We start from the raw sequence: 19,034 nt of genomic DNA on the forward strand, positions 1-19,034 counted from the left end.
TCAGGCCTGTTCGGCGGCGGCCCAGGCATCGAAGGCGGCGTCGTCGAGGTGGGTGAGTTCGGCGGCGAGTTGATCACGGAGTGAGGCGAGCAGGTCGGCGTTGGCCGGGTCGGCGGCGAGGTTGGTGAGTTCGTCGGGGTCCGCTTCGAGGTCGTACAGCTCCTCGTGGTCGCGGGGGAGCCGGTAGTCGGCGTCCATCCCGGCGCGGGTCGGGCTCAGGTCGAGGTCGGTGGGCAGGATCAGGCGGGGGCCGGGGTGCAGGTTGCGGATGTATTTGTGCCGCTCGGTCCGCAGGGTCCGCATCGGGTCGTAGATCTCGTGCTGATCCTTCATCGACAGCACTCCTGCCCGCCGCTCGACCGGCTCGCCGCGGAGCAGACCGGCCACGCTGACCCCGTCGACGTCGGCCTCGCCGCCGGCCAGGTCGACCAGGGTCGGGGTGATGTCGACGTGGCTGACCAGCTGATCGACAACGGCCGGCGACGTCTGCCACGCGGGCGGCGGGACCATGATCAGCGAGATCCGGATGCCGGAGTCGTAGAGCGTCGACTTGGCCCGGGGGAACGGGATGCCGTGGTCGGTGGTGAAGATGATCACGGTGTTGTCGGCGTCGGGCCGGGCCCGGACGGCGTCGATCACCCGGCCGGTGGCGGCGTCGGCCCGCGCGATCGACCGGTTCATCGCGGCCAGGTCGACCCGGGTGTGATCATTGTCCGGCAGGTAGCCGGGCACGACAACGCGATCCAGCTCGGACCGGTCGGGCTCGGGTTCGGTCTCGTCGCGGCTGATCACCTCGAAGTCGCGGTGGGTCTCGGTGAAGCCGACGGTGAGGAAGAACGGCGCGTCGGCCGGCTGCTGGGCGAGCCAGGCCTCGGCCAGCCCGGCGACCGGTCCGCAGAACTGCCCGCCGCCGTCGAGCTGGAACACCTCGTCGAAGCCGATGGTCTTCGGGTCCACGGCCTCGTGCTGCATCCCGGTCAGCGCGGTCCGGTAGCCCTGATCGGCCAGCAGCATCGGCAGCGTCCGGATCCCTTCCCGGTAACGAGATCCGCGGTGCGCCAGCCCGTGATGCCCGTGCCGCGGCGGATACAGGCCGGTGAACAGCGAGGCCCGGGCCGGGGTGCACAGCGGCGTGGTGCAGAACGCCGCGTCGAACCGCAGTCCCTGCTCGGCCAGCGCGTCGACGCGCGGACTCTGCACGTCGGCCCGGCCGTAACAGCCGAGCCGGGTGCCGAGATCGTGCCAGTGGATCAGGACGATGTTGGGTTGGGTCATCGCTTGCCTCCCGTGAGCTCCCGGGTCACTTCGCGTCCGTACCCGGTGATGGTCATTCGGTCCGCGTACACCCGAACGATCGCGTACGCGTTCAGTTCGGTGTCCACCATGCCGACGAAGGTGACGGCCGGGGCGGCCCCGATCCACCCGAGTCCGCCGGCATGATCATGGCCGCAGAGATAGCCGGCGAGCCCGGAGCCGGCCCGGGCCAGCACCGCCAGCAGTTCGTTGGCGTTCAGCACAGTGTGGTCGGTGGCCGGGACGACCGGCTGGTGGGCAAAGATCAACACGCGCTCCGCCGCCGCGCTCGCCCGATCGAGTTCCCGGCCGAGCCAGCTCAGCTGGACCGGGTCGAGGCCGCCGTTCCAGGGCTGGGCGTTGAGCTCTCCGGCCGTGAACCGCCGCTCCAACTCCTCGACGCCGCGGTGCCAGGCCACGGACCCGGCCGGCAGGTCGAGCACGCCGATCCGGTTGGTGTCCAGGACGACGAAGCGGTGACCGGCAGCGGTCCAGGAGTAGTACGGGCCGGGCATCGTCAGCGCCCGCACGGCGGCGGGGCGGTCGCCGTCGAAGCCGGCCAGGTCGTGATTGCCGAGGCTGTGCCGGACCGGAGCGCGGCTGGTCCGGAACACCTCCAGCACCGGTCCGAGATCATCGGCCGAGCTGTCGATCAGGTCGCCCAGGTTGATCACGAACGCCAGTTCATGATCATTGAACGTCGCCACCGCCTCGGCCAGCTTGCTCCGGCTCAGGTCGTAGCGACGGACGGGGTGCGGAGCGCTGTTGCCGTTCGCCGCATACTGGCAGTCCGCCACGACGCCGAAGGACAGCAGCGGAAGGTCGTCGCCGGAAGCATCGTCGCCACCGTCGCCGTCCATACCGAAAGCCTAGTGCAGGGCACTAGTCAACCCCGCGGGCGAGAATCGGCCGGGTCGCGATCATGAAGGGCGGGGCGATCGGCGGATCGACCGGTTGAGCCGGCTGACGCCGACGCCGGCCAGGCAGAGCGCGCCGCCGACGAGGGCGAGCGGCGCCGGCAGTTCGGCGAGCAGCAGCCAGGCGAGCAGGACGGCCACGGCGGGCACCAGATAGCTGCTGACGCTGAGTCGGCTGGCGGGCATCCGGGTCAGCGCGTACGCCCACAGGGTGAAGCCGAGAGCGGTGGGGAAGATCCCCAGATAGACCGTCCCGATGATCGCCGCCGGCGGCGCCGCGGCGAGCTCGGTGATCAAGGTCGGCGCGAACGGCAGGCACACCGCGGTGCCGATCAGGCAGCCGAGCCAGGTCGCCGAGACCGGGTCGGTGCGGCGCAGCGCCGCCTTCTGGGTCAGGGTCCCGACCGCGTACAGCACGGCCGCCAGCAGGGCCAGCCCGACCCCGACCAGGCTGCGGGGCTGGCCCGGCTGCCCGGTCGCGAACTGCTGTCCGGCCGCGATCATGGCGGTGCCGGTGAAGGCGATGATCAAGCCGATCACCAGCGGAGCCGAGATCCGCTCACCCATCCGCAGTGCCGCGAAGCCGATCACGATCACCGGGGCGACGTTGACCAACAGCGCGGTGGTGCCGGCGTCGAGCTGCAACTCGGCCGCGTTGACGCTGGTGGTGTAGGCCGCGAACCAGAGCACGCCGTACGCGGCGACCAGCCACCAGTCCCGGCCGCGAGGCAGCCGCCGGCCGGACACCCGGCGGAGCGCGAACGGCGTGATCACGGCCACCGCGGCGAGCAGCCGGCCGAGCGTCAGCGCGCCGGGGGACAGATGCGGCCCGGTCATCCTGATCACGACGAAGGCCGAGGCCCAGAGCACGACGGCGCCGACGGCGGCCAGCATGGCGAGGGGAGAGTCGGTGCGGGTCTGGTCAGGGCTGGCGATCGTCGCGGTCACGGCCCCAGCCTGGGGGTGCCCACTGTTCAGGACAAGCGACTATTTCTGACGCACTGTTCAGTTCTACTGAATGATCGCGTACGGTTTCGTCATGATCGACGTCCACCGGCTCCGGATCCTCCGCTCGGTCGTCACGACCGGGTCCGTGCATCGTGCTGCCCAGCTGCTCGGGTATACGCCGTCGGCGCTGAGTCAGCACCTGACCGCGTTGTCCCGGGAGACCGGGCTGACCCTGGTCGAGCGGGCCGGTCGGGGCATCCAGCCGACCGACGCGGGCCGGCGGCTGGCCGCGGAGGCGGCCGAGGTGCTCGGCGCGATCAACCGGATCGACGGCGTCGTGGAGGATCTCAAGTCCGGGCGCTCCGGGCGGCTCACGATGCGCTATTTCGCGTCGGTCGGCGCCCGCTGGGTGCCAGCGGTGACCGCGACGCTGCTGCGTGAGTTTCCCGACCTGGCGATCGAATTGCGGCACGCCGAGCTGCGCGAGGTGGCGCGGACGCTGCTGCCGGACCTCGACATCACGGTCGAGGCGCTGCATCCGCGACCGCCGGTGGGGTACGCGGCGCTGCGACTGCTGGAGGATCCGTACCTGGCCGTGATGGTGCGGTCGCACCGGCTGGCCGGCGCGGATTCGGTCCGGATGGCCGAACTGGCCGACGAACCGTGGGTCGACAACGACCTCCCGGCCGCACCGTGCCGGCAGATCCCGATCGACGCCTGCGCCGCCGTCGGTTACGCGCCACGCTTCGCGGTCGAGACGCACGACTTCGCGACCGCGCTCGCCTTCGTCCGGCAGGGCATCGGCATCTCCGTGCTGCCGCGGCTGGCCTGCCGCGAGCTCCCGGACGAGTTGGTGGCGGTGCCATTGGTCGACCCGACTCCGGTTCGCGCGATCCAGGTGTTGATCAAGGAAGGCACGGCCGGCTCGCCGCCGATGCGACGGGCGGTCGAGCTGCTCCACGGCTGCGCCGACGAGGAACGGGCGCGGTCGCTGCTACCCTCGATGATCGGCGTCGGAGCATGATCAATCTCGGGCGCCGGGGCGGCCTGTCGATGATCAACCCGACCGGCCGAATCCAGTCGGTCCGCGCCGCCTAGAATCCACCGCATGCGGGTTCTCGTCGCGACAACGGCCGGTGCCGGGCACTTCGGGCCGATGGTCCCGTTCGCCGAGGCCCTTCGCCGGGCCGGGCACGAGTTGCTGGTGGCGGCTCCCGCCTCCTTCGGTGCGGCGGTCGAGCGGGCCGGGTTGCCGCACCGGCCCTGCCCCGACATCGATCCGGATGAGCTGGCCGCGGTGCACCGGCGCATGTTCGCCGCGCCGCCGGAGCAGCGGAACGAGGTCTTCGTGTCGCTCGGCGCCGAGCTGGCCGCCCGAACGATCATGCCGGGTCTGCTCGGCGCGGTGGACGAGTGGCGACCCGAGGCGATCCTGCGCGAGGTCGGCGAGCTGGGTTCGGCGATCGCCGGCGAACTGCGTGGGGTACGGACGACGCAGCTGCTGATCGGGCTGGACAAGTTCGTCGGCTTCACCCTCCCGTTGGCGGCGCGGGCCCTGACCGGCTTCCGCGAGTCACTCGGCCTGCCGCCGGACCCCGAGGGGTCCTACCTGCACCGGCAGTCCTCGCTTTCGTTGCTGCCGCTGTCGTTCGAGGAGCCCGGCGGCCCCGCGGTGCACCGGTTCCGGGCTCCCGCCGCCGAGCCGGCGCCGCTGGACTGGGCCGGCGACGCCCCGCTCGTCTACGCGACGTTCGGGACTGTCGCGGGCAGCGTGCCCTTCGCGGCGGCGACGTTCCGCACGGTCGTCGAGGCGGTGGCCGACCTGCCGGTACGGCTGCTGGTGACGGTGGGCGACGGCGGCCGGCCGGAGGAGTGGACCGTGCCGGAGAACGTCCGGGTGCTGACCTGGCTGCCGCAACCGGACGCCCTGGCCGGGGCGGCGGCGATGATCTGTCACGGCGGCACCGGGACCGTGCTCGGCGGGCTGGCGGCCGGCGTGCCGATGGTGGTGGTGCCGCAGTTCGCCGATCAGCCGGACAACGCGGCCCGGGTCGCCGCGACCGGTGCCGGGCTGGCGATCGGTTCCGGTGAGGAGGTGCCGGCGACCGCCGAGGAGGTACGCGCCGCGGTGACCCGGCTGCTGGCGGAGCCGTCGTTCGCGACGGCGGCCCGGTCGTTCGCGGCCGAGATCGCGGCACTGCCGAGCGTCGACGAGGCGGTCGAGTTGATCACCGGGACCTGATCAGCCCCGACCTGAATGTTGATCATGGCAGTCACGGGTGGCACCACACCTCCGCGTCGGCGATCGCGGCCGACGAATAGAGCGGGTCATCGGTGATCTTCAGCGTGCCGTCCACCGCCGCGCCGGCCAGCTCGATCAGGCCGGTCCGGCAGGGCATCCAGACGGTCGACAAGACGTTCGGCTCCCCGCCCAGGTCGTAGCGATCGTTGCGGGTGAGCCGTCGATCGATCGGATCGGCGACGGTGATGCTGAGGTCGCCGGCCGTCGCCCGGAGCCCGCGAGCCAGGTCCAGGTCCCACTCCACCGGCGCGGTGACGGTCTCCGGTTCGCGCCAGGGAAGACCGGCCACGACGTCGGCGAAATACCGGTTGAACGTCCCGGCCAGCCAGGGGCCGAGCCCGGGGTCGGGCCCGATCACACGGACCCGATCGGCGTCCCCGTGGACGAGGGCGTGCCCGGGGCCGCGCTCGGACCAGTCGACCCGCCAGGCCGAGGCCCAGGCGACCGGGGCGCCGTCGCGGTAGAGCGTCAGGAACGGATTCGCACCGATCAGTCTCACCTGCATCGTCACACCGTACGGCCTCTCGCGATCAGCCGGCCGATGGCGATCGGTGATCAACGGAGGTCGTGAAGATCAGGTGATCGGCAACTGGACCTCGGTCCGCCAGTCCTGCTGCGACTCGGGTTCGCTGGACAGATAGACTTCGCGCGCGGTGCCGTCGGTGCTGTGCCCGGCGTCCTCGATCCAGGCCGCGAGCACCTGATAGGCGCCGCCGATCTCGGCCATCACGCCGTGATGCAGGTAGGTCGCCGCAGTCGGATGCCCGGGCAGTTCGGCCAGCTCGAGGCCCGGCCCGGTGAACTCCGGACCGACCGGAGCACAGACCTGGACGGCCAGCTCGCCGTCGCCGATCGGGCGGTAGGTGGCGATCGTCGACCCCGTCAAGGGAGTCGACCCGAGGGCGGCGAACAGGTCGCCGAAGAGCTTCTGCACCACCGGCCCGATGTCCTCGTGATCATTGCTCGCGGCCGTGCCGGAGACCAACGCCACCCGGACCGGGGCGAGCGGCTCGATCGTCACCCGGCCGCCGGGCGATCCGCTCTCGGCCTCGATCAGCGCCAGCCGGGCCCGGACCCGGGCCAGCCGATCCTGGTCGGCCGCGATCTGATCACGCAGCTCGGCCTCCCGGCGGCCGAGCAGGCTGTGCAGGTCGGCGCCGTCGAGCTCCTTGTCCAAGATCGACTTCACCTGGTCGAGGTGCAGGCCGAGGTCCTTGAGCGCGACCAGGCGGTTCAGCCGGCGCAGTTGGTCGGCCCGGTAGAACCGGTAGCCGGAGAACTCGTCCACCCGGGCCGGGCGGAGCAGGCCGAGCGCGTCGTAGTGCCGCAGCATCCGCACCGACACCCGGCCCATCGCGGCGAACGCGCCGATCGAGAACATCGCCGGCGACTCGGTCAGGCCTTGGCGTCCGGTCCGGGCCGGGCCGCCTTGACCCGCGCCTCGGCCCCGTCCAGCCACTGCTGACAGATCTGGGCCAGCTTCTCGCCGCGTTCCCACAGCTCCAGGGATTCCTCGAGCGGAGCCCCGCCGGACTCGAGTCGCTGCACCACCGCGATCAGTTCCTCACGGGCCTTCTCGTAACTGAGCTCGGGTTCACTCATCGACCGATCCCTCCCTTCTCGATGTCGCGGACGGCAAGCGTCAGCTGCCCGTCCGCCACGTACGCCAACAGGTCGTCATCAACGTCGATCTCCGCCACCGACGTCACGGCCACCCCCTCGCCGTCGACCAAGATCGAATAGCCGCGTTCCAGGGTCGCCTTGGGCGACACGGCGCGGACCCGGGCCAGCAGATGCTCGACTGCCGACTGATCTTGACGGACCCGCCCCACCATGGCCCGATGGCCTCGATCGGAGAGCGAGTGTAGTTGCTCCCGGCGGACCGCGAAGCTGGCGGTCGGGTCGGCCAGCACCGGCCGGGACCGCAGTTGATCAAGGAACTCGCGATGCCGCCGGATCAGGCCGACCATGGACTGACCCAACCGGGCCCGGGCCTGGTCGAGTCGATCATGCTCCTCGGCCACGTCGGGCACCACCCGCTTCGCCGCCGCCGTAGGGGTCGACGCCCGGAAGTCGGCGACCAGATCGAGGATCGGGTTGTCGGTCTCGTGCCCGATCGCGCTCACCACCGGCGTACGGCAGGCGAAGACGGCCCTGATCATCGCCTCGTCGGAGAACGGCAGCAGATCTTCCAGCGATCCGCCGCCGCGGGCGATGATGATCACCTCGACCGCCGGGTCGGCGTCCAGCCGGGCCAGCGCGTCGATCACTTGATCGACCGCCTGCGGCCCCTGGACCAGCGCCGGCTCGGTCTTGATCGACACCGCCGGCCAGCGGACCCGGGCGTTCTCGATCACGTCCTTCTCCGCCGCGCTGCCGGCGCTGGTGATCAGCCCGACCGTGCGCGGCAGGAACGGCAGCCTCTTCTTGAGCTCGCGGGCGAACAGCCCTTCGGCCTGCAGCATCCGCTTCCGCTGCTCCAGTTGGGCCAGTAGTTTGCCCTCGCCGATCGGGGTGATCGCGTCGCAGTAGTAGCTCAGCCGGCCGGCGGTCTCGTAGTAGGACGGCTTCAGCCGGGCCACGATCGCCGCTCCCTCGGACAGCGGCCCGGCCGAGTCGATCGTGGTCGCCGAGGCGGTCACGCTGACCGACACGTTGGCCAGCCGATCCCGCAGAGTGAGAAAGATCGTCCTGCTTCCCGACCGCCGGTTGATCTCGATCAGTTGCGCCTCGACCCAGACCGCGCCCAGCCGGTCGATCCAGCCGCGGACCGCACTGGTCACCCGGGACAGCGGGAGCGGCTGCTCCGGCGACGATTCCATCGGCATGGAGGTGAGCGTAACGGGCGTCACTGTCGTTCGTTTCGGTCCCTGAGCCTGTCGAAGGGCAAGTCAGAGCATCACCCCTTGCCCTTCGACAGGCTCAGGGAACGAAGCAAGCGCGCCAACTAGCATGGCTGGCATGACCACTCCGGCCGACCCGACCACCCAAGCCGCCCCGACCGGGACGAAGCGGGTCCTGCTGGCGGCACCTCGCGGCTACTGCGCGGGGGTCGACCGGGCGGTGATCACGGTGGAGAAGGCGCTCGACCTGTACGGCGCGCCGATCTATGTCCGCAAACAGATCGTGCACAACAAGCATGTGGTGGAGACGCTGGAGCAGCGCGGGGCGATCTTCGTCGAGGAACTGGAAGAGGTGCCCGAGGGGGCGACCGTAGTCTTCTCCGCCCACGGGGTCTCGCCGGCGGTGCAGACCGAGGCGAAGGATCGCGGCCTGAAGTCGATCGACGCGACCTGCCCGCTGGTCACCAAGGTGCATCACGAGGCCCGCCGGTTCGCCCGGGACGACCTGCAGGTGCTGCTGATCGGGCACGCCGGGCACGAGGAGGTCGAGGGGACCACCGGCGAGGCGCCGGACCACATCACGCTGGTCCAGTCGCCCGCGGACGTCGACCAGCTCGACATCCCCGACCCGACCAAGGTCGCTTGGCTGAGCCAGACCACGCTGAGCGTGGACGAGACGATGGAGATCGTCGGCAAGCTGCGGACGAAGCTGCCGCTGCTGATGGATCCGCCCAGCGACGACATCTGTTACGCGACCCAGAACCGGCAGCTCGCGGTGAAGCAGATCGCCCGCCAGTCCGACCTGGTGATCGTGGTCGGCTCGGCCAACTCCTCGAATTCGGTCCGGCTGGTCGAGGTGGCGCTGGAGAACGGGGCCAGTGCCTCCTATCGGGTGGACAACGCGACCGAGATCGACCCGGCCTGGCTGGACGGCGTCTCGGTCGTCGGCGTGACCAGCGGCGCTTCCGTACCGGAAGATCTGGTGTCCGGCGTGCTGGACTTCCTGCAGCAGCAGGGCTTCCCGGTCGCCGAGGAGGAACGGCTGACCGAGGAGTCGCTGGTCTTCGCCCTGCCGCCCGAGCTGCGCAAGGATCTGCGTAAGGGCGCCATCAACGACTGAGCGCTCCGTGCAAACCTGATACAACCTTCTGACCGCCTGCGGGCGTTAGTCAGCGGAAGGGTGGTGTCAGATGATCCATACCGAAACCAGCAAGTCGGGCCCGCCGACGTTCGAGGAGTACGCCGGCGGCGCCTGGCCGGCGCTCTACCGCTCGGCGTACCTGCTCACCGGCAATCATGCCGACGCCGAGGACGTCGCCCAGCAGACGCTGGAGAAGGCGTGCCGGTATTGGTCCCGGATCGTCGCCGCGCCCGTGCCGGAGGCCTACCTGCGCCGGATGCTCACCAACACCTTCCTCTCCGGCCGGCGCCCGAAGCGGCACCGGTTGGAACTGTTGACCGACTCCTGGTCCGCGCACGAGCAGCCGCACGCGCAGCCCGGGCCCGAGGACCAGTTGATGCTTTGGCCGCACCTGAAGTCCTTGCCGCCGCGGCAACGCGCGGTCATCGTGCTGCGCTACTACGAAGACCTCAGCGAGGAGCAGATCGCCGACACCCTCGGCTGCTCCCGCGGCAACGTGAAGTCCACCGCCCACCGCGCCCTCAAGGCGCTGCGAGCCGCGCTCGGCTCGGCCGGCACCGGCCAGAGGGGAGAGAACTGAGATGAACGACCACCTGGAAGACACCCTGCGCCGCGAACTCCGCGAGGTGGCCGACGGCCTCCCCGTTCCGCCCCGGCCCGCGCTGCGACAGTCCCCGGCCCGGCCCGGGCGCCACTGGCGTCCGCTCCTGGTCGCGGCGGCGGTGACCTTGATCGTCGGCGTGATCACGGCCCTGGCCGTGTCCGGAGCCGGCCGGTCGCTGCAGCCGGCCCTGCCGCCGACCCCGACCGTCGGCAGCGTCGCCCCCGTGCGGCCGCTGTCCGCGGACGCGCCGACCGTGCCGTACCTGTTCGACGGCCGGTTGTATGCCGGCGGCAGTCAGGTCCCCGGCGCGTGGGCGTCGGTGCAGCAGGCCCGCGGCGTCTGGGTCGCCCAGCGCACCGATGACACCTGGTGGTGGGGCACCGGCAGCGAGCCGCACGCCATTGAAGGAACGGTCACCCTGCTGCCGCACCTCTCTCCGGACGGCACCCGGCTCGCGGTCAGCCGCGGCGATCGACATGCGCTGATCGACACCCGCTCGGGCGAAACGGTCAACGAGCTGCCCATCGATCCGGCCGGGTTCGGCGTCGTCGCGGTCACCGACGACGAGCAGGTCTTCCTCAGCGACGGCACGAATCAGCTGATGTGGCTCGGCTCCGACGGTCGGCAGGTCGTGGATCTGGACGCTGCCTCGCCCGGAAGGTCGGTGCTGGCCAGCACCGCGGCCGGCGTGATCGTGCAGGACGGCGAGACGTTCTACCTCGCCCACGTCTCGACCACCGGCGTGATCACCCGAGGGCAGCCGGTGCCGAGCGAACAGGTCGCGGTCAACTCGGCCGGCACCTGGCTTGCGTTCGGCGGCAGCTGGGGTGGTGAGTCCGAGACCATCCCGTACGTCAGCGCGCAAACCCTCGATCGCAGCCGGGAACTCAAGCTCCAGCCGCCGGACCAGCGGGAACTGCTCACGCTGACCTGGGAGGACGACGACCTGCTGCTGGCCGAGCTGTACACCGACGGGACGCCGACCGGCCTGGCCCGCTGCAGCATCCGCGAGGAACGCTGCCTGAAGCTCGACGTCCCCTGACCCTAGTCCCGCATCGGCGGTATACTCATCGGTATGACCATGACGACGATCAAGGTTTCGAAAGGGACCCGGGACCGCCTGCACCGGCTCGCGGCCGCGGACGGACTGACCCTCGCGCAGGAGATCGAAAAGCTCATGGATCGCGCGGGTGCGCGGCCCAAACCGACGGTCGGTGGCTACCGGAGTGGCAAGCCGCTCAGTGCGGAGGAGATCGACGCGGTTCTTGCCGGCGGCTTCGGGCAGTGAACGCCGCCATCGTTGACACCAGTGCGATCTTGGCGATCTTCGATGCGGACTACGGCGAGCACGCGGCTCTCGGCGCGATCGTTGAGAGTGCTGAGTTCCTGCCGGTGGTCTCGCCGTTCATCGTCGCCGAGACCGACTACCTGCTCTCGACGACGTTCGGCGCGGCGGCGGCCCGGCGGTTTGCCATGGACGTGGTGACGGGTGCGTACGAGCTCGGCGAGTGGAATGCCGACGATCACGCGGCTGCCCTGGCGATCACCGAACGGTTCGGTTCCGGGAAGGACTACCTCGGCATCGCCGATGCCTCGAATGTCGTCCTGGCCGATCGTTTTCGAACCACCACGGTGATCACCCTGGATCAGCGGCACTTCCGAAATCTCGAGCCGCTGTGGGGCGCCGACGCGTTCCGGATCCTTCCCTACGACCTCGATTGACGCCGATCAGGAGCCGGTGTCGCGCTTCTCGTCCGGGGCCGGCAGTTCGGATTCGATCAACTCGAACAGGTCCGGCTCGGACCGGACCAGCTCTTCGGCCTCCGGGACGGTGTCAGTCTTGGCCCGGCGCCGGGTCCGGCCGATGATGGGCTCGACCTGGGCGGCGTCCTCGACCAGCTCGGGCGCCTGGATCTGGCGGACCGGGTCGTCGACGGAAGTGAGGGCAGTCAGTTCCTGGTCGGTCACCTTGAGGTCGGTGAACTGTCGGGCCTTGACGAAGACCCGGCCCTCGACGGTGGCGATGGTGTCGTTGTAGGCGGTGACCGAGGTGCGCAGGGCCCGGCCGAGCTTGTCCAGCCGGTTGCCCATCGTGCCCAGCCGCTCGTGCAGGTCCCGCCCCAGTTGCAGCACCTCGGCCGCGTTCTCGGCCAGCTTCGCCTGCTTCCAGCCGTACGCCACCGCCCGCAACATGGCGATCAGGGTGGTCGGCGTGGCCAGCACGACGTCGCGGCGGGACGCGTACTCGTGCAGATCGGGGGCCAGCCGGAACGCCTCGGCCGCCAGCGCCTCGCTGGCCAGGAACAGCACCACGAACTCGGGCGTCCCGGCGTCGGCCTGCCAGTACTTCTTCGCGCTGAGTTGATCGATGTGGGTCCGCACGTGCTGGGCGAACCGCTGCAGCGCGTGACTGCGCTGGTCCGGGTCGTCGGTCTCGTGCGCATCCAGGAAGGCGCTCAGCGGGACCTTGGCGTCGACGAAGACACACTTGCCCTCGGCCAGGTCGACCCGCATGTCCGGCCGGACGGCGCGGTCGTTGCTGCTGGTCGTGTGCTGGGTGGTGAAGTCGCAGTGCTCGATCATCCCGGCCAGCTCGGCCACCCGTTTCAGCTGCAGCTCGCCCCAGGCGCCGCGAACGTGCGGCTTGCGCAGCGCGGTGGCGAGGGCGTGGGTCTCCCGGCGCAGGTTTTCCCCGGTCAGCTGCACCGACTGGACCTGCTGGCGCAGGTCGGCCGACAGCCGGACCCGCTCCTTCTCCACCTCGGTCAGCCGCAGGTTGAACCGGTCGAGGCTCTCCCGGACCGGCGCCATCAGCTGCTCGGTCGCCTTCAGCCGGGCGTCGGCCGAGGCCTCGGCGTACTTGCTCTGCTTCTCGATCGTCTCGCCGGACAGCACCTTGAACTGGTTCAGCATCGCCTCCCGGTCGGCGGCCAGCTCCTTGGCCCGGCCGATCGCGGCATCCCGCTCGGCGACGGCCTTGGCCACCTGGGCGCCGACCTCGGCCGCTTCGGCCTGGGCCGCGGACGCCAGGGCCCGCGCCTCGGCGACGTCCGCCCGGGCCTGGGACAACTCCGAGCGGGACTGGGACGACTCGCTGCGCGCCTCGGCGGCCAGCGTCTGTGCCTGGGACAGCTCGGTCCGGGCCCGGCCGTCCTCCCGGGCCTCGGCCGTTTCCTGCCGGGACCGGATCACGATTCCGGCCACGGCGGCACCGATGCCGAGCCCGATCACCAGACCGGCCAGCATCGCCACGACCGCAGTCACATCCATACCTTCGATCCTGCCTGGCGCGGCAGACAATCCGTCGGAGGCACCGCCGCAGCAGCCGTGATTGGGCTCAGTCGATCGGTTCGAGCGCAGCGCCGGGGGCATCCGGACCCGGCGCGACGAGAGCACGGATCCCGGCGGCCAGGTCCTCGGCGGTCGGGGTCCGGGACGGATCGACCAGGAACTGCACCATCAGCCCTGGATACAACGCCATCAGCAGCGAGCCGACGGTCCGCACCTGGCGTTCGTCCAGGTCGTCCTCGGCCACGCCGAGCACCTCGGCCGCGAGGCCGCGCCGGGCCAACTCGTGGGCCTCGGCCAGCTGCTCCCGCAGCTCGGTGGAGTGGGCGGCGCCGATGTAGGCCTCGATGCTGCTGCTGAGCACCTCGCGGGCCTGCCCGAACGAGGCCAGCAGGCCGCCGAAGAACTCCTCGAACGCCTCGATCGGCGTCGCTCCCGCCGGCCGGGGATGCCGGACCAGCACCTGGTCGGTGAAGTCGCTGACCACGGCCACCATCGCGGCGTTGAGCAGGGCTTCCTTGGAACCGTAGTGATAGCCGATCGAAGCCAGGTTGGTGCCGGACGCCGCGACGATGTCGCGCGCCGTGGTCCGGGCATACCCCTTCTCGGCGAGGCAGCGCTTCGCGCCCTCCAACAGCTGCTCCTTGTGGCCCATCCGGGCAGCCTAACAACGATCTAGACGTCTGTTTTATACAAACGTATAAGACGTATGTATAGTTGCCAGCATGCGACCCGACGACGACCCGATCAACCGGCTGCTGACCGACGCGTTCCTCGACGACCCGCTGATGCGCTGGCTGTTTCCCGATCCGGCCACCCGACCGGCGGCGCTGACCACGGTGCTCCGCCTGTTCCTGCGCAGCGGTCAGGTCCGGACCACCGGCCCGGACGAAGAGCCGCTGGCGGCCGCCGTCTGGTCCACCCCCGCCGAGCACGATCTCCCCGCGCCGGCGGAGCCGGCCCCGGTCCTGGTCCCGCACCTGGCTCGGTTGGCCGACCTTGATCGACTTCTCGGCGAGCGGTATCCGGTGGAAGTCGATCACCGCTATCTGCGGGTGATCGGCGTCCAGCCGGCCGAGCGGGGTCGCGGACACGGCGGAACGTTGTTACGACAGGGGCTGGCCGAATGGGACAGCGCCGGCCTGCCGATCTATCTCGAGGCGTCGTCGTCGCGCAACGCCGCGCTCTACGCCCGGCACGGCTTCCTGGCGTACGGCGAGCCGGCCCGGCTGCCGGACGGGCCCGAGCTGCACCCGATGTGGCGCGACCCGCGGCCGCCGACCGATCACTGACCTTTGCCCTTCGAACTTGATCACCGATCCGCATTCATGATCATCGACCGAAACGGAGTCCAGCCATGACGAACAACCCCGAGCAGACCGCGATCACCCACGTCACCGTCGTCGACGTGATCGACGGGCGGTCCCGGCCCGACCAGACCGTGTTGATCACCGGCGACCGGATCGACCGGATCGGTCCGGCGGCCGAGATCGGAGTACCGGAAGGGTTCCGGGCCGTCGACGGAACCGGCCGGTTCCTGATCCCCGGCCTGGCCGACATGCACGTCCACGACAGCGGCAACGAAGACATCGATCCACTGCTGATGATCGCCAACGGCGTCACCACCGGCCGGGTGATGTGGGGCACGCCGCACCTGCACGAGTGGCGGCGCCGGATCGATTCCGGCGAGCGGCTCGGCCCGCGCTGGATCATCGCCAGCCCGCTGGTCGACGGCGGACCCTCGCTGTGGTCGGACGCCCCGGCCGATCAGGAGTACATCGTCGCCACTACCGAGGCGGAGGGGCGCGCTGCCGTACGCCGGGCGCAGGAGGAGGGCGCGGACTTCGTCAAGGTCTACTCCCGGCTGACGCCCAAAACCCTGCGCGCGATCGCCGACGAGGCGACCAAGCTCGAGCTGCCGTTCGCCGGCCACCTGCCGGACGCCGTGTCGTTCGAGGACGCGACCAACTGGGGCCAGCGCAGCTTCGAGCACCTGCACCGGTTCGGGCCGGAGACATCACGCCATGCCGAGCGGTTGCAGCAGGCGATGGCCGAGGTCGAGCCCGACTGGAACCCGCTCTACAGCTCCTGGTTCCAGCAGGTCGCCCGGATCGAGTGGGAGGCGGCCAACACCCACAGTGCCCATCGCGCGGCGCGGCTGTTCGACCGGGTCGCCGCCGCCGGCGCCGCGGTCTGTCCGACCCTGGTGCTGCACCGCGTGCTGGAGCGGCCCGACACGGTGGATCCGCGTGATCACCGGCTGCAGTACCTGCCGTCCGACATGGCGCAGTTCTACGAGTTCATCGTGGACGGCTTCTATGCCGGCCACCGGACTCCGGAGGAGGGTTTCCAGGCGCGGTTGCTGTTCCAGTGGCGGCTGGAGACCGTCGCTTCGCTGGAAGCGGCCGGGGTACGACTACTGGCCGGCACCGACACGATGACCGGCTACGTGTTCCCGGGCTTCTCGCTGCACGACGAGCTCGGGCTGCTGGTCGCCGCCGGGCTGAGCCCGCTCCGGGCCCTGCAGACCGCGACCATCGAGCCGGCCCGCTACCTCGGTCATGATCACCACCAGGGCAGCGTCACCGAGGGCAAGGTCGCCGATCTGGTGTTGTTGGATGCCGACCCACTGGTCGATGTCCTGCACACCAAGGCCATCCGGGCCGTCGTCGCCCGGGGCCGGCTGTTGGACCGGACCGCGCTGGACGGGCTGCTGGCCGCGGTGCGGGAGACTGCGTCCGCGGCGACGGACGAGACGGCGGCGGCCGCCGTCGCCGGCTGACCATCGGACCGGTTGATCATGGTGGCGACCCGGCGCGGTCGCGACCATGATCAACACCGGTCAGCTGAACTGGGCGGCGACCGCGGCGTGCACGGCGCCGGAGTAGTCGGCGTTGAACTGGTTCACGGCGCCGAAGACCCAGCCACCGGCCCGGCTGAACGTCCACCCGGCCGGGGTTTCGAAGGTGCTGTTGCTCAGGTGGCAGCCGGTCAGGGCGAGGTCGTCGAACGACACGTCGAGCGCGTAGTTGGAGACACCCTTCTTGTCATAGAGCCGCAGGGTCAGGGTGGTCGATCCGTTGACCAGGTAGGGCGTCAGGTTGGCCGGTGAGTTGGTGTACCAGCCGGTGCCGTCGGTCGCCACGTCGCGCTCCCAGACCAGGGTGCCCCCGGCCAGGGCCTGCTTGAAGTGGTAGCCGGCGGTGCCGCCGTTCGGCGCGGTGTCGGTGTTGAACGCGACCATCGAGCAGGTCGTCGATCCGGCGTTGAGCGTGACCGTGGTGCTCGCCGCCGCGTAGCTCCCGGCCGTGGTCGCCGTGTTCGGCTCGACCTCGAAGCGCAGCGCGCCGGTGCCGGTGCGGGCCCGGTTCGTGTCCCCGTTGCCCTGACCGGCCGTGAGCGGCAGGTTGTACTGGACGATGCCGGGGATCTTGCCCTGGCTCATGAACGTCAGCCCGACCTGGGTCACCGCCTTGACGTAGTTCACGTCCGGTGGCACCACCGCGGAGCTGAGCTTGGAGGCGTACGGCATCAGGAAGACCTTGTCGCCGGTGCGGGCGGCGTTGGCCACCACCGTGTTCAGCTGACCGGTGACCGTGGCCGTCCCCATCGTGTTGGTGTACGGCTCGTCCCGGAACGGGAAGATGAAGCCGTCCAGCTTGGGGCCGTAGGTGTCGGCGAAGCTGGTGTTCTTGAGCGCGGACCAATAGACCGTCGCGTAGAGATCAAGACCGGGGCTGATCGCGTTCGCCGCATCCCGCAGCCGCTGCAGGTAGGCGGGGGTGAACTTCCCGACGTTGGCGTTGAAGTCGTCGATCGCCCAGGCGGTCAGATTCGGATACGTCGCTCGTACCGTCGCGATCTCCTGGGCCCAGCGAATGTAGTCGGAGCCGTACGGCGGCGGAGAGCCCTCGGACGGCGGGGTGATGTAGACCCAGACCTTCAGCCCGGCCGCCTGCGCCTTCGGCATGAAGTCGGTCTTGAAGTCTTCCCACTCGTTCGCCCGCCAGACCAGATAGGCGTAGGTGTTGGCGTTCATCGCCTTGACCCGGCTGATCGTGGCGTCGCTGTCGATGCGGCCGGTGGCGGCGTTGGTGACCTCTCCGGCGTAGGTGGCTTTGGTGCCGGCGGCCGGGGCCGCGGTCGCCGGCGTTACCGCAGTGGTCGAGAGCCCCACGGTGACGAGAAGGGCCGCCAGGATCGCGGCAAACGTTGTGCCCAATGGGCGAATAGGGGACATGACCTAGATATAGATGAGTCCGACATTGACGGTCAATGATTAGTGATGAAGTGTAATCAAAGACGTCCATAACTTGGCTTTCGGACACTGTTTCTGGTGAAAACCGGGCGAGGGTGGTCCGGGGTGCGCTATCCCTGGCCCGCGGATCACGGCCGCGGGGCGACGGATAGATTTGTGCCATGTCCGCCGCTGTTGATCATGCTCTCGACCTGGCCGCGTTCGTCGCCGCCTCGCCCAGCTCTTTCCATGCCGCCGCCGAGGGCGCGCGCCGGCTGGAGGCGGCCGGGTTCGCCCGGCAGATCGAGTCCGAGCCGTGGCAGGGCGGGCCCGGTGGCCGCTACCTGATCCGGGACGGGGCGTTGCTGGCCTGGCGAGTGCCGGAGGGGGCCGGGCCGACGACGCCGTACCGGATCCTCGGCTCGCACACGGACTCGCCCAGCTTCAAGCTGAAGCCGAACCCGGACTTCGTCAGCGCCGGCTGGGGGCAGGTCGGGGTCGAGATCTACGGCGGGCCGCTGCTCAACTCCTGGCTGGATCGCGAGCTCGGCCTGGCCGGCCGGTTGGCGCTCACCGACGGTCGCGAGGTGCTGGTCCGGACCGGGCCGATCATGCGGATCCCGCAGTTGGCGATCCACCTCGACCGGGCCGTCAACGACCAGGGTCTGCAGCTGAGCAAGCAGCAGCACACGGCGCCGATCTGGCTGGTCGGCGACGACCATCGGTCGGTCCTTGATCATCTGGCCGGGCTGGCCGGGGTAGCCACGGCCGAGATCGGCGGCTTCGACGTCCTGGCCTACGACACGGCGGCACCGGCCGTCTTCGGCATCGATGATCAGTTCCTGGCCTCCAGCCGGCTGGACAACCTGAGCAGCGTGCACGCGTCGCTGGTCGCCTTGATCAACTCCGGCCCCGGTGACTCGATCAGCGTGCTCGCCGCCTTCGATCACGAGGAGGCGGGCAGCGGATCGCGCTCCGGAGCGGCCGGCCCGATCCTGGCCGACGTGCTGGACCGGATCGCGGGGTCGCTCGGCGCCGATGTCGACGAGCGACACCGGGCTCTGGCCGGTTCGTACTGCCTGTCGGCCGACGCCGGCCATGCCGTGCATCCCAACTACGCGGGCCGGCACGACCCGGTGAATCGGCCGCTGATGAACGGCGGGCCGCTGCTCAAGATCAACGCCAATCTGCGGTACGCCAGCGACGCCCGGGGTGCCGCGATCTGGCACGCCGCGTGCCGGGCCGCCGGCGTCACCGGCCAGGAGTTCGTCTCCAACAACGACCTGCCCTGCGGCACCACGATCGGGCCGCTGACGGCCACCCGGATCGGCATCACCACGGTCGATGTCGGGGTCCCGTTACTGTCCATGCACTCGGCCCGGGAGCTGGCCGGAGTCGAGGACCTGCGCGCTCTGGCCCAAGCGATGCAGGCATTCCTGGCGGGCTGATCGTTTCCATGAT

20 protein-coding genes are annotated in these 19,034 nt (G+C 70.2%); 10 read left to right on the forward strand and 10 right to left on the reverse strand.

Annotated elements, in window-relative coordinates; genetic code table 11:
- Genes FNH24_RS01245 through FNH24_RS01255 form a run of 3 tightly spaced genes read right to left on the reverse strand, consistent with a single transcriptional unit; the run spans position 1 to position 3,158 of the window.
- Entirely contained in the window at positions 1 to 1,275 is a 1,275-nt protein-coding gene (locus tag FNH24_RS01245; RefSeq protein WP_152360306.1) for a sulfatase family protein, read from the reverse strand.
- Positions 1,272 to 2,153 (reverse strand): metallophosphoesterase, encoded by an 882-nt coding sequence (locus FNH24_RS01250; protein ID WP_152360307.1) that lies wholly within the window; start codon positions 2,151 to 2,153, stop codon positions 1,272 to 1,274. Before FNH24_RS01250 ends, FNH24_RS01245 begins: the two co-directional genes overlap by 4 nt.
- Before the next feature lie 60 nt (positions 2,154 to 2,213).
- Positions 2,214 to 3,158 (reverse strand): DMT family transporter, encoded by a 945-nt coding sequence (locus FNH24_RS01255; RefSeq protein ID WP_246186693.1) that lies wholly within the window; start codon positions 3,156 to 3,158, stop codon positions 2,214 to 2,216.
- A 91-nt stretch (positions 3,159 to 3,249) separates the two neighbouring features.
- On the opposite strand from FNH24_RS01255, the gene FNH24_RS01260 reads away from it, so the two are divergent.
- Positions 3,250 to 4,182, forward strand: a complete 933-nt coding sequence (locus FNH24_RS01260; protein WP_152360308.1) for a LysR family transcriptional regulator — start codon at positions 3,250 to 3,252, stop codon at positions 4,180 to 4,182.
- Between the two features lie 84 nt (positions 4,183 to 4,266).
- Positions 4,267 to 5,400 carry a glycosyltransferase gene (locus FNH24_RS01265; protein ID WP_152360309.1) on the forward strand — a complete coding sequence of 378 codons (1,134 nt, stop codon included), beginning with the start codon at positions 4,267 to 4,269 and terminating at the stop codon, positions 5,398 to 5,400.
- Between the two features lie 31 nt (positions 5,401 to 5,431).
- Here FNH24_RS01265 and FNH24_RS01270 read toward each other — a convergent pair whose 3' ends face one another.
- From FNH24_RS01270 to xseA, 4 genes are all read right to left on the reverse strand, one after another.
- Positions 5,432 to 5,965 carry a hypothetical protein gene (locus FNH24_RS01270; RefSeq protein ID WP_152360310.1) on the reverse strand — a complete coding sequence of 178 codons (534 nt, stop codon included), beginning with the start codon at positions 5,963 to 5,965 and terminating at the stop codon, positions 5,432 to 5,434.
- A gap of 69 nt (positions 5,966 to 6,034) precedes the next feature.
- On the reverse strand, positions 6,035 to 6,841 hold the full coding sequence (locus FNH24_RS01275) for a MerR family transcriptional regulator (RefSeq protein WP_152360311.1): 807 nt from the start codon (positions 6,839 to 6,841) through the stop codon (positions 6,035 to 6,037).
- A gap of 14 nt (positions 6,842 to 6,855) precedes the next feature.
- Complete coding sequence (locus FNH24_RS01280; RefSeq protein ID WP_152360312.1) at positions 6,856 to 7,062, reverse strand: exodeoxyribonuclease VII small subunit; 207 nt, start codon at positions 7,060 to 7,062, stop codon at positions 6,856 to 6,858.
- Positions 7,059 to 8,288, reverse strand: coding sequence for an exodeoxyribonuclease VII large subunit (gene xseA, locus FNH24_RS01285; protein ID WP_152360313.1), 1,230 nt, complete (start codon positions 8,286 to 8,288; stop codon positions 7,059 to 7,061). The genes FNH24_RS01280 and xseA overlap by 4 nt, the downstream gene beginning before the upstream one ends.
- A gap of 133 nt (positions 8,289 to 8,421) precedes the next feature.
- Here xseA and FNH24_RS01290 point away from each other — a divergent pair, with 133 nt between their 5' ends.
- From FNH24_RS01290 to FNH24_RS31315, 5 genes are all read left to right on the forward strand, one after another.
- Entirely contained in the window at positions 8,422 to 9,423 is a 1,002-nt protein-coding gene (locus FNH24_RS01290; RefSeq protein ID WP_152360314.1) for a 4-hydroxy-3-methylbut-2-enyl diphosphate reductase, read from the forward strand.
- A gap of 70 nt (positions 9,424 to 9,493) precedes the next feature.
- Positions 9,494 to 10,024, forward strand: coding sequence for a SigE family RNA polymerase sigma factor (locus FNH24_RS01295; RefSeq protein ID WP_152360315.1), 531 nt, complete (start codon positions 9,494 to 9,496; stop codon positions 10,022 to 10,024).
- Between the two features lies 1 nt (position 10,025).
- Complete coding sequence (locus tag FNH24_RS01300) at positions 10,026 to 11,090, forward strand: YncE family protein (protein ID WP_152360316.1); 1,065 nt, start codon at positions 10,026 to 10,028, stop codon at positions 11,088 to 11,090.
- 33 nt (positions 11,091 to 11,123) lie between these two features.
- Positions 11,124 to 11,336, forward strand: a complete 213-nt coding sequence (locus tag FNH24_RS31310) for a hypothetical protein (protein ID WP_161605946.1) — start codon at positions 11,124 to 11,126, stop codon at positions 11,334 to 11,336.
- Positions 11,333 to 11,770, forward strand: coding sequence for a PIN domain-containing protein (locus FNH24_RS31315; RefSeq protein WP_161605947.1), 438 nt, complete (start codon positions 11,333 to 11,335; stop codon positions 11,768 to 11,770). Before FNH24_RS31310 ends, FNH24_RS31315 begins: the two co-directional genes overlap by 4 nt.
- A 6-nt stretch (positions 11,771 to 11,776) precedes the next feature.
- Here the strand turns inward: FNH24_RS31315 and FNH24_RS01310 are convergent, their stop codons facing one another.
- Complete coding sequence (locus FNH24_RS01310; RefSeq protein WP_170304464.1) at positions 11,777 to 13,318, reverse strand: DNA recombination protein RmuC; 1,542 nt, start codon at positions 13,316 to 13,318, stop codon at positions 11,777 to 11,779.
- A 67-nt stretch (positions 13,319 to 13,385) separates the two neighbouring features.
- On the reverse strand, positions 13,386 to 13,991 hold the full coding sequence (locus FNH24_RS01315; RefSeq protein WP_152360319.1) for a TetR/AcrR family transcriptional regulator: 606 nt from the start codon (positions 13,989 to 13,991) through the stop codon (positions 13,386 to 13,388).
- Positions 13,992 to 14,061: 70 nt separating this feature from the next.
- On the opposite strand from FNH24_RS01315, the gene FNH24_RS01320 reads away from it, so the two are divergent.
- A complete protein-coding gene (locus tag FNH24_RS01320) occupies positions 14,062 to 14,628 on the forward strand; it encodes a GNAT family N-acetyltransferase (protein ID WP_152360320.1) in 567 nt (188 codons plus the stop codon).
- A gap of 65 nt (positions 14,629 to 14,693) precedes the next feature.
- Positions 14,694 to 16,118 (forward strand): amidohydrolase family protein, encoded by a 1,425-nt coding sequence (locus tag FNH24_RS01325; protein ID WP_152360321.1) that lies wholly within the window; start codon positions 14,694 to 14,696, stop codon positions 16,116 to 16,118.
- Positions 16,119 to 16,178: 60 nt separating this feature from the next.
- Here the strand turns inward: FNH24_RS01325 and FNH24_RS01330 are convergent, their stop codons facing one another.
- Positions 16,179 to 17,513 carry a hypothetical protein gene (locus tag FNH24_RS01330; protein WP_152360322.1) on the reverse strand — a complete coding sequence of 445 codons (1,335 nt, stop codon included), beginning with the start codon at positions 17,511 to 17,513 and terminating at the stop codon, positions 16,179 to 16,181.
- Positions 17,514 to 17,755: 242 nt separating this feature from the next.
- Between FNH24_RS01330 and FNH24_RS01335 the strand changes: the two genes are divergently transcribed.
- A complete protein-coding gene (locus tag FNH24_RS01335; protein WP_152360323.1) occupies positions 17,756 to 19,021 on the forward strand; it encodes a M18 family aminopeptidase in 1,266 nt (421 codons plus the stop codon).
- Positions 19,022 to 19,034 lie beyond the last annotated feature (13 nt).

Origin of the sequence: Microlunatus speluncae, assembly GCF_009299835.1 — a bacterium.
GTDB classification, from domain to species: domain Bacteria; phylum Actinomycetota; class Actinomycetes; order Propionibacteriales; family Propionibacteriaceae; genus Microlunatus; species Microlunatus speluncae.

Bases quoted from the DNA above. Each gene is read 5' to 3' on its own strand.
- FNH24_RS31310 (WP_161605946.1), top strand. From the start codon at position 11,124: ATGACCATGACGACGATCAAGGTTTCGAAAGGGACCCGGGACCGCCTG.
- FNH24_RS01275 (WP_152360311.1), bottom strand. From the start codon at position 6,841: ATGTTCTCGATCGGCGCGTTCGCCGCGATGGGCCGGGTGTCGGTGCGG.
- FNH24_RS01250 (WP_152360307.1), bottom strand. From the start codon at position 2,153: ATGGACGGCGACGGTGGCGACGATGCTTCCGGCGACGACCTTCCGCTG.
- FNH24_RS01310 (WP_170304464.1), bottom strand. From the start codon at position 13,318: ATGGATGTGACTGCGGTCGTGGCGATGCTGGCCGGTCTGGTGATCGGG.
- FNH24_RS01315 (WP_152360319.1), bottom strand. From the start codon at position 13,991: ATGGGCCACAAGGAGCAGCTGTTGGAGGGCGCGAAGCGCTGCCTCGCC.
- FNH24_RS01335 (WP_152360323.1), top strand. From the start codon at position 17,756: ATGTCCGCCGCTGTTGATCATGCTCTCGACCTGGCCGCGTTCGTCGCC.
- FNH24_RS01245 (WP_152360306.1), bottom strand. From the start codon at position 1,275: ATGACCCAACCCAACATCGTCCTGATCCACTGGCACGATCTCGGCACC.
- FNH24_RS01320 (WP_152360320.1), top strand. From the start codon at position 14,062: ATGCGACCCGACGACGACCCGATCAACCGGCTGCTGACCGACGCGTTC.
- xseA (WP_152360313.1), bottom strand. From the start codon at position 8,288: ATGCCGATGGAATCGTCGCCGGAGCAGCCGCTCCCGCTGTCCCGGGTG.
- FNH24_RS01295 (WP_152360315.1), top strand. From the start codon at position 9,494: ATGATCCATACCGAAACCAGCAAGTCGGGCCCGCCGACGTTCGAGGAG.
- FNH24_RS01300 (WP_152360316.1), top strand. From the start codon at position 10,026: ATGAACGACCACCTGGAAGACACCCTGCGCCGCGAACTCCGCGAGGTG.
- FNH24_RS01280 (WP_152360312.1), bottom strand. From the start codon at position 7,062: ATGAGTGAACCCGAGCTCAGTTACGAGAAGGCCCGTGAGGAACTGATC.
- FNH24_RS01260 (WP_152360308.1), top strand. From the start codon at position 3,250: ATGATCGACGTCCACCGGCTCCGGATCCTCCGCTCGGTCGTCACGACC.
- FNH24_RS01325 (WP_152360321.1), top strand. From the start codon at position 14,694: ATGACGAACAACCCCGAGCAGACCGCGATCACCCACGTCACCGTCGTC.
- FNH24_RS01265 (WP_152360309.1), top strand. From the start codon at position 4,267: ATGCGGGTTCTCGTCGCGACAACGGCCGGTGCCGGGCACTTCGGGCCG.
- FNH24_RS01270 (WP_152360310.1), bottom strand. From the start codon at position 5,965: ATGCAGGTGAGACTGATCGGTGCGAATCCGTTCCTGACGCTCTACCGC.
- FNH24_RS01290 (WP_152360314.1), top strand. From the start codon at position 8,422: ATGACCACTCCGGCCGACCCGACCACCCAAGCCGCCCCGACCGGGACG.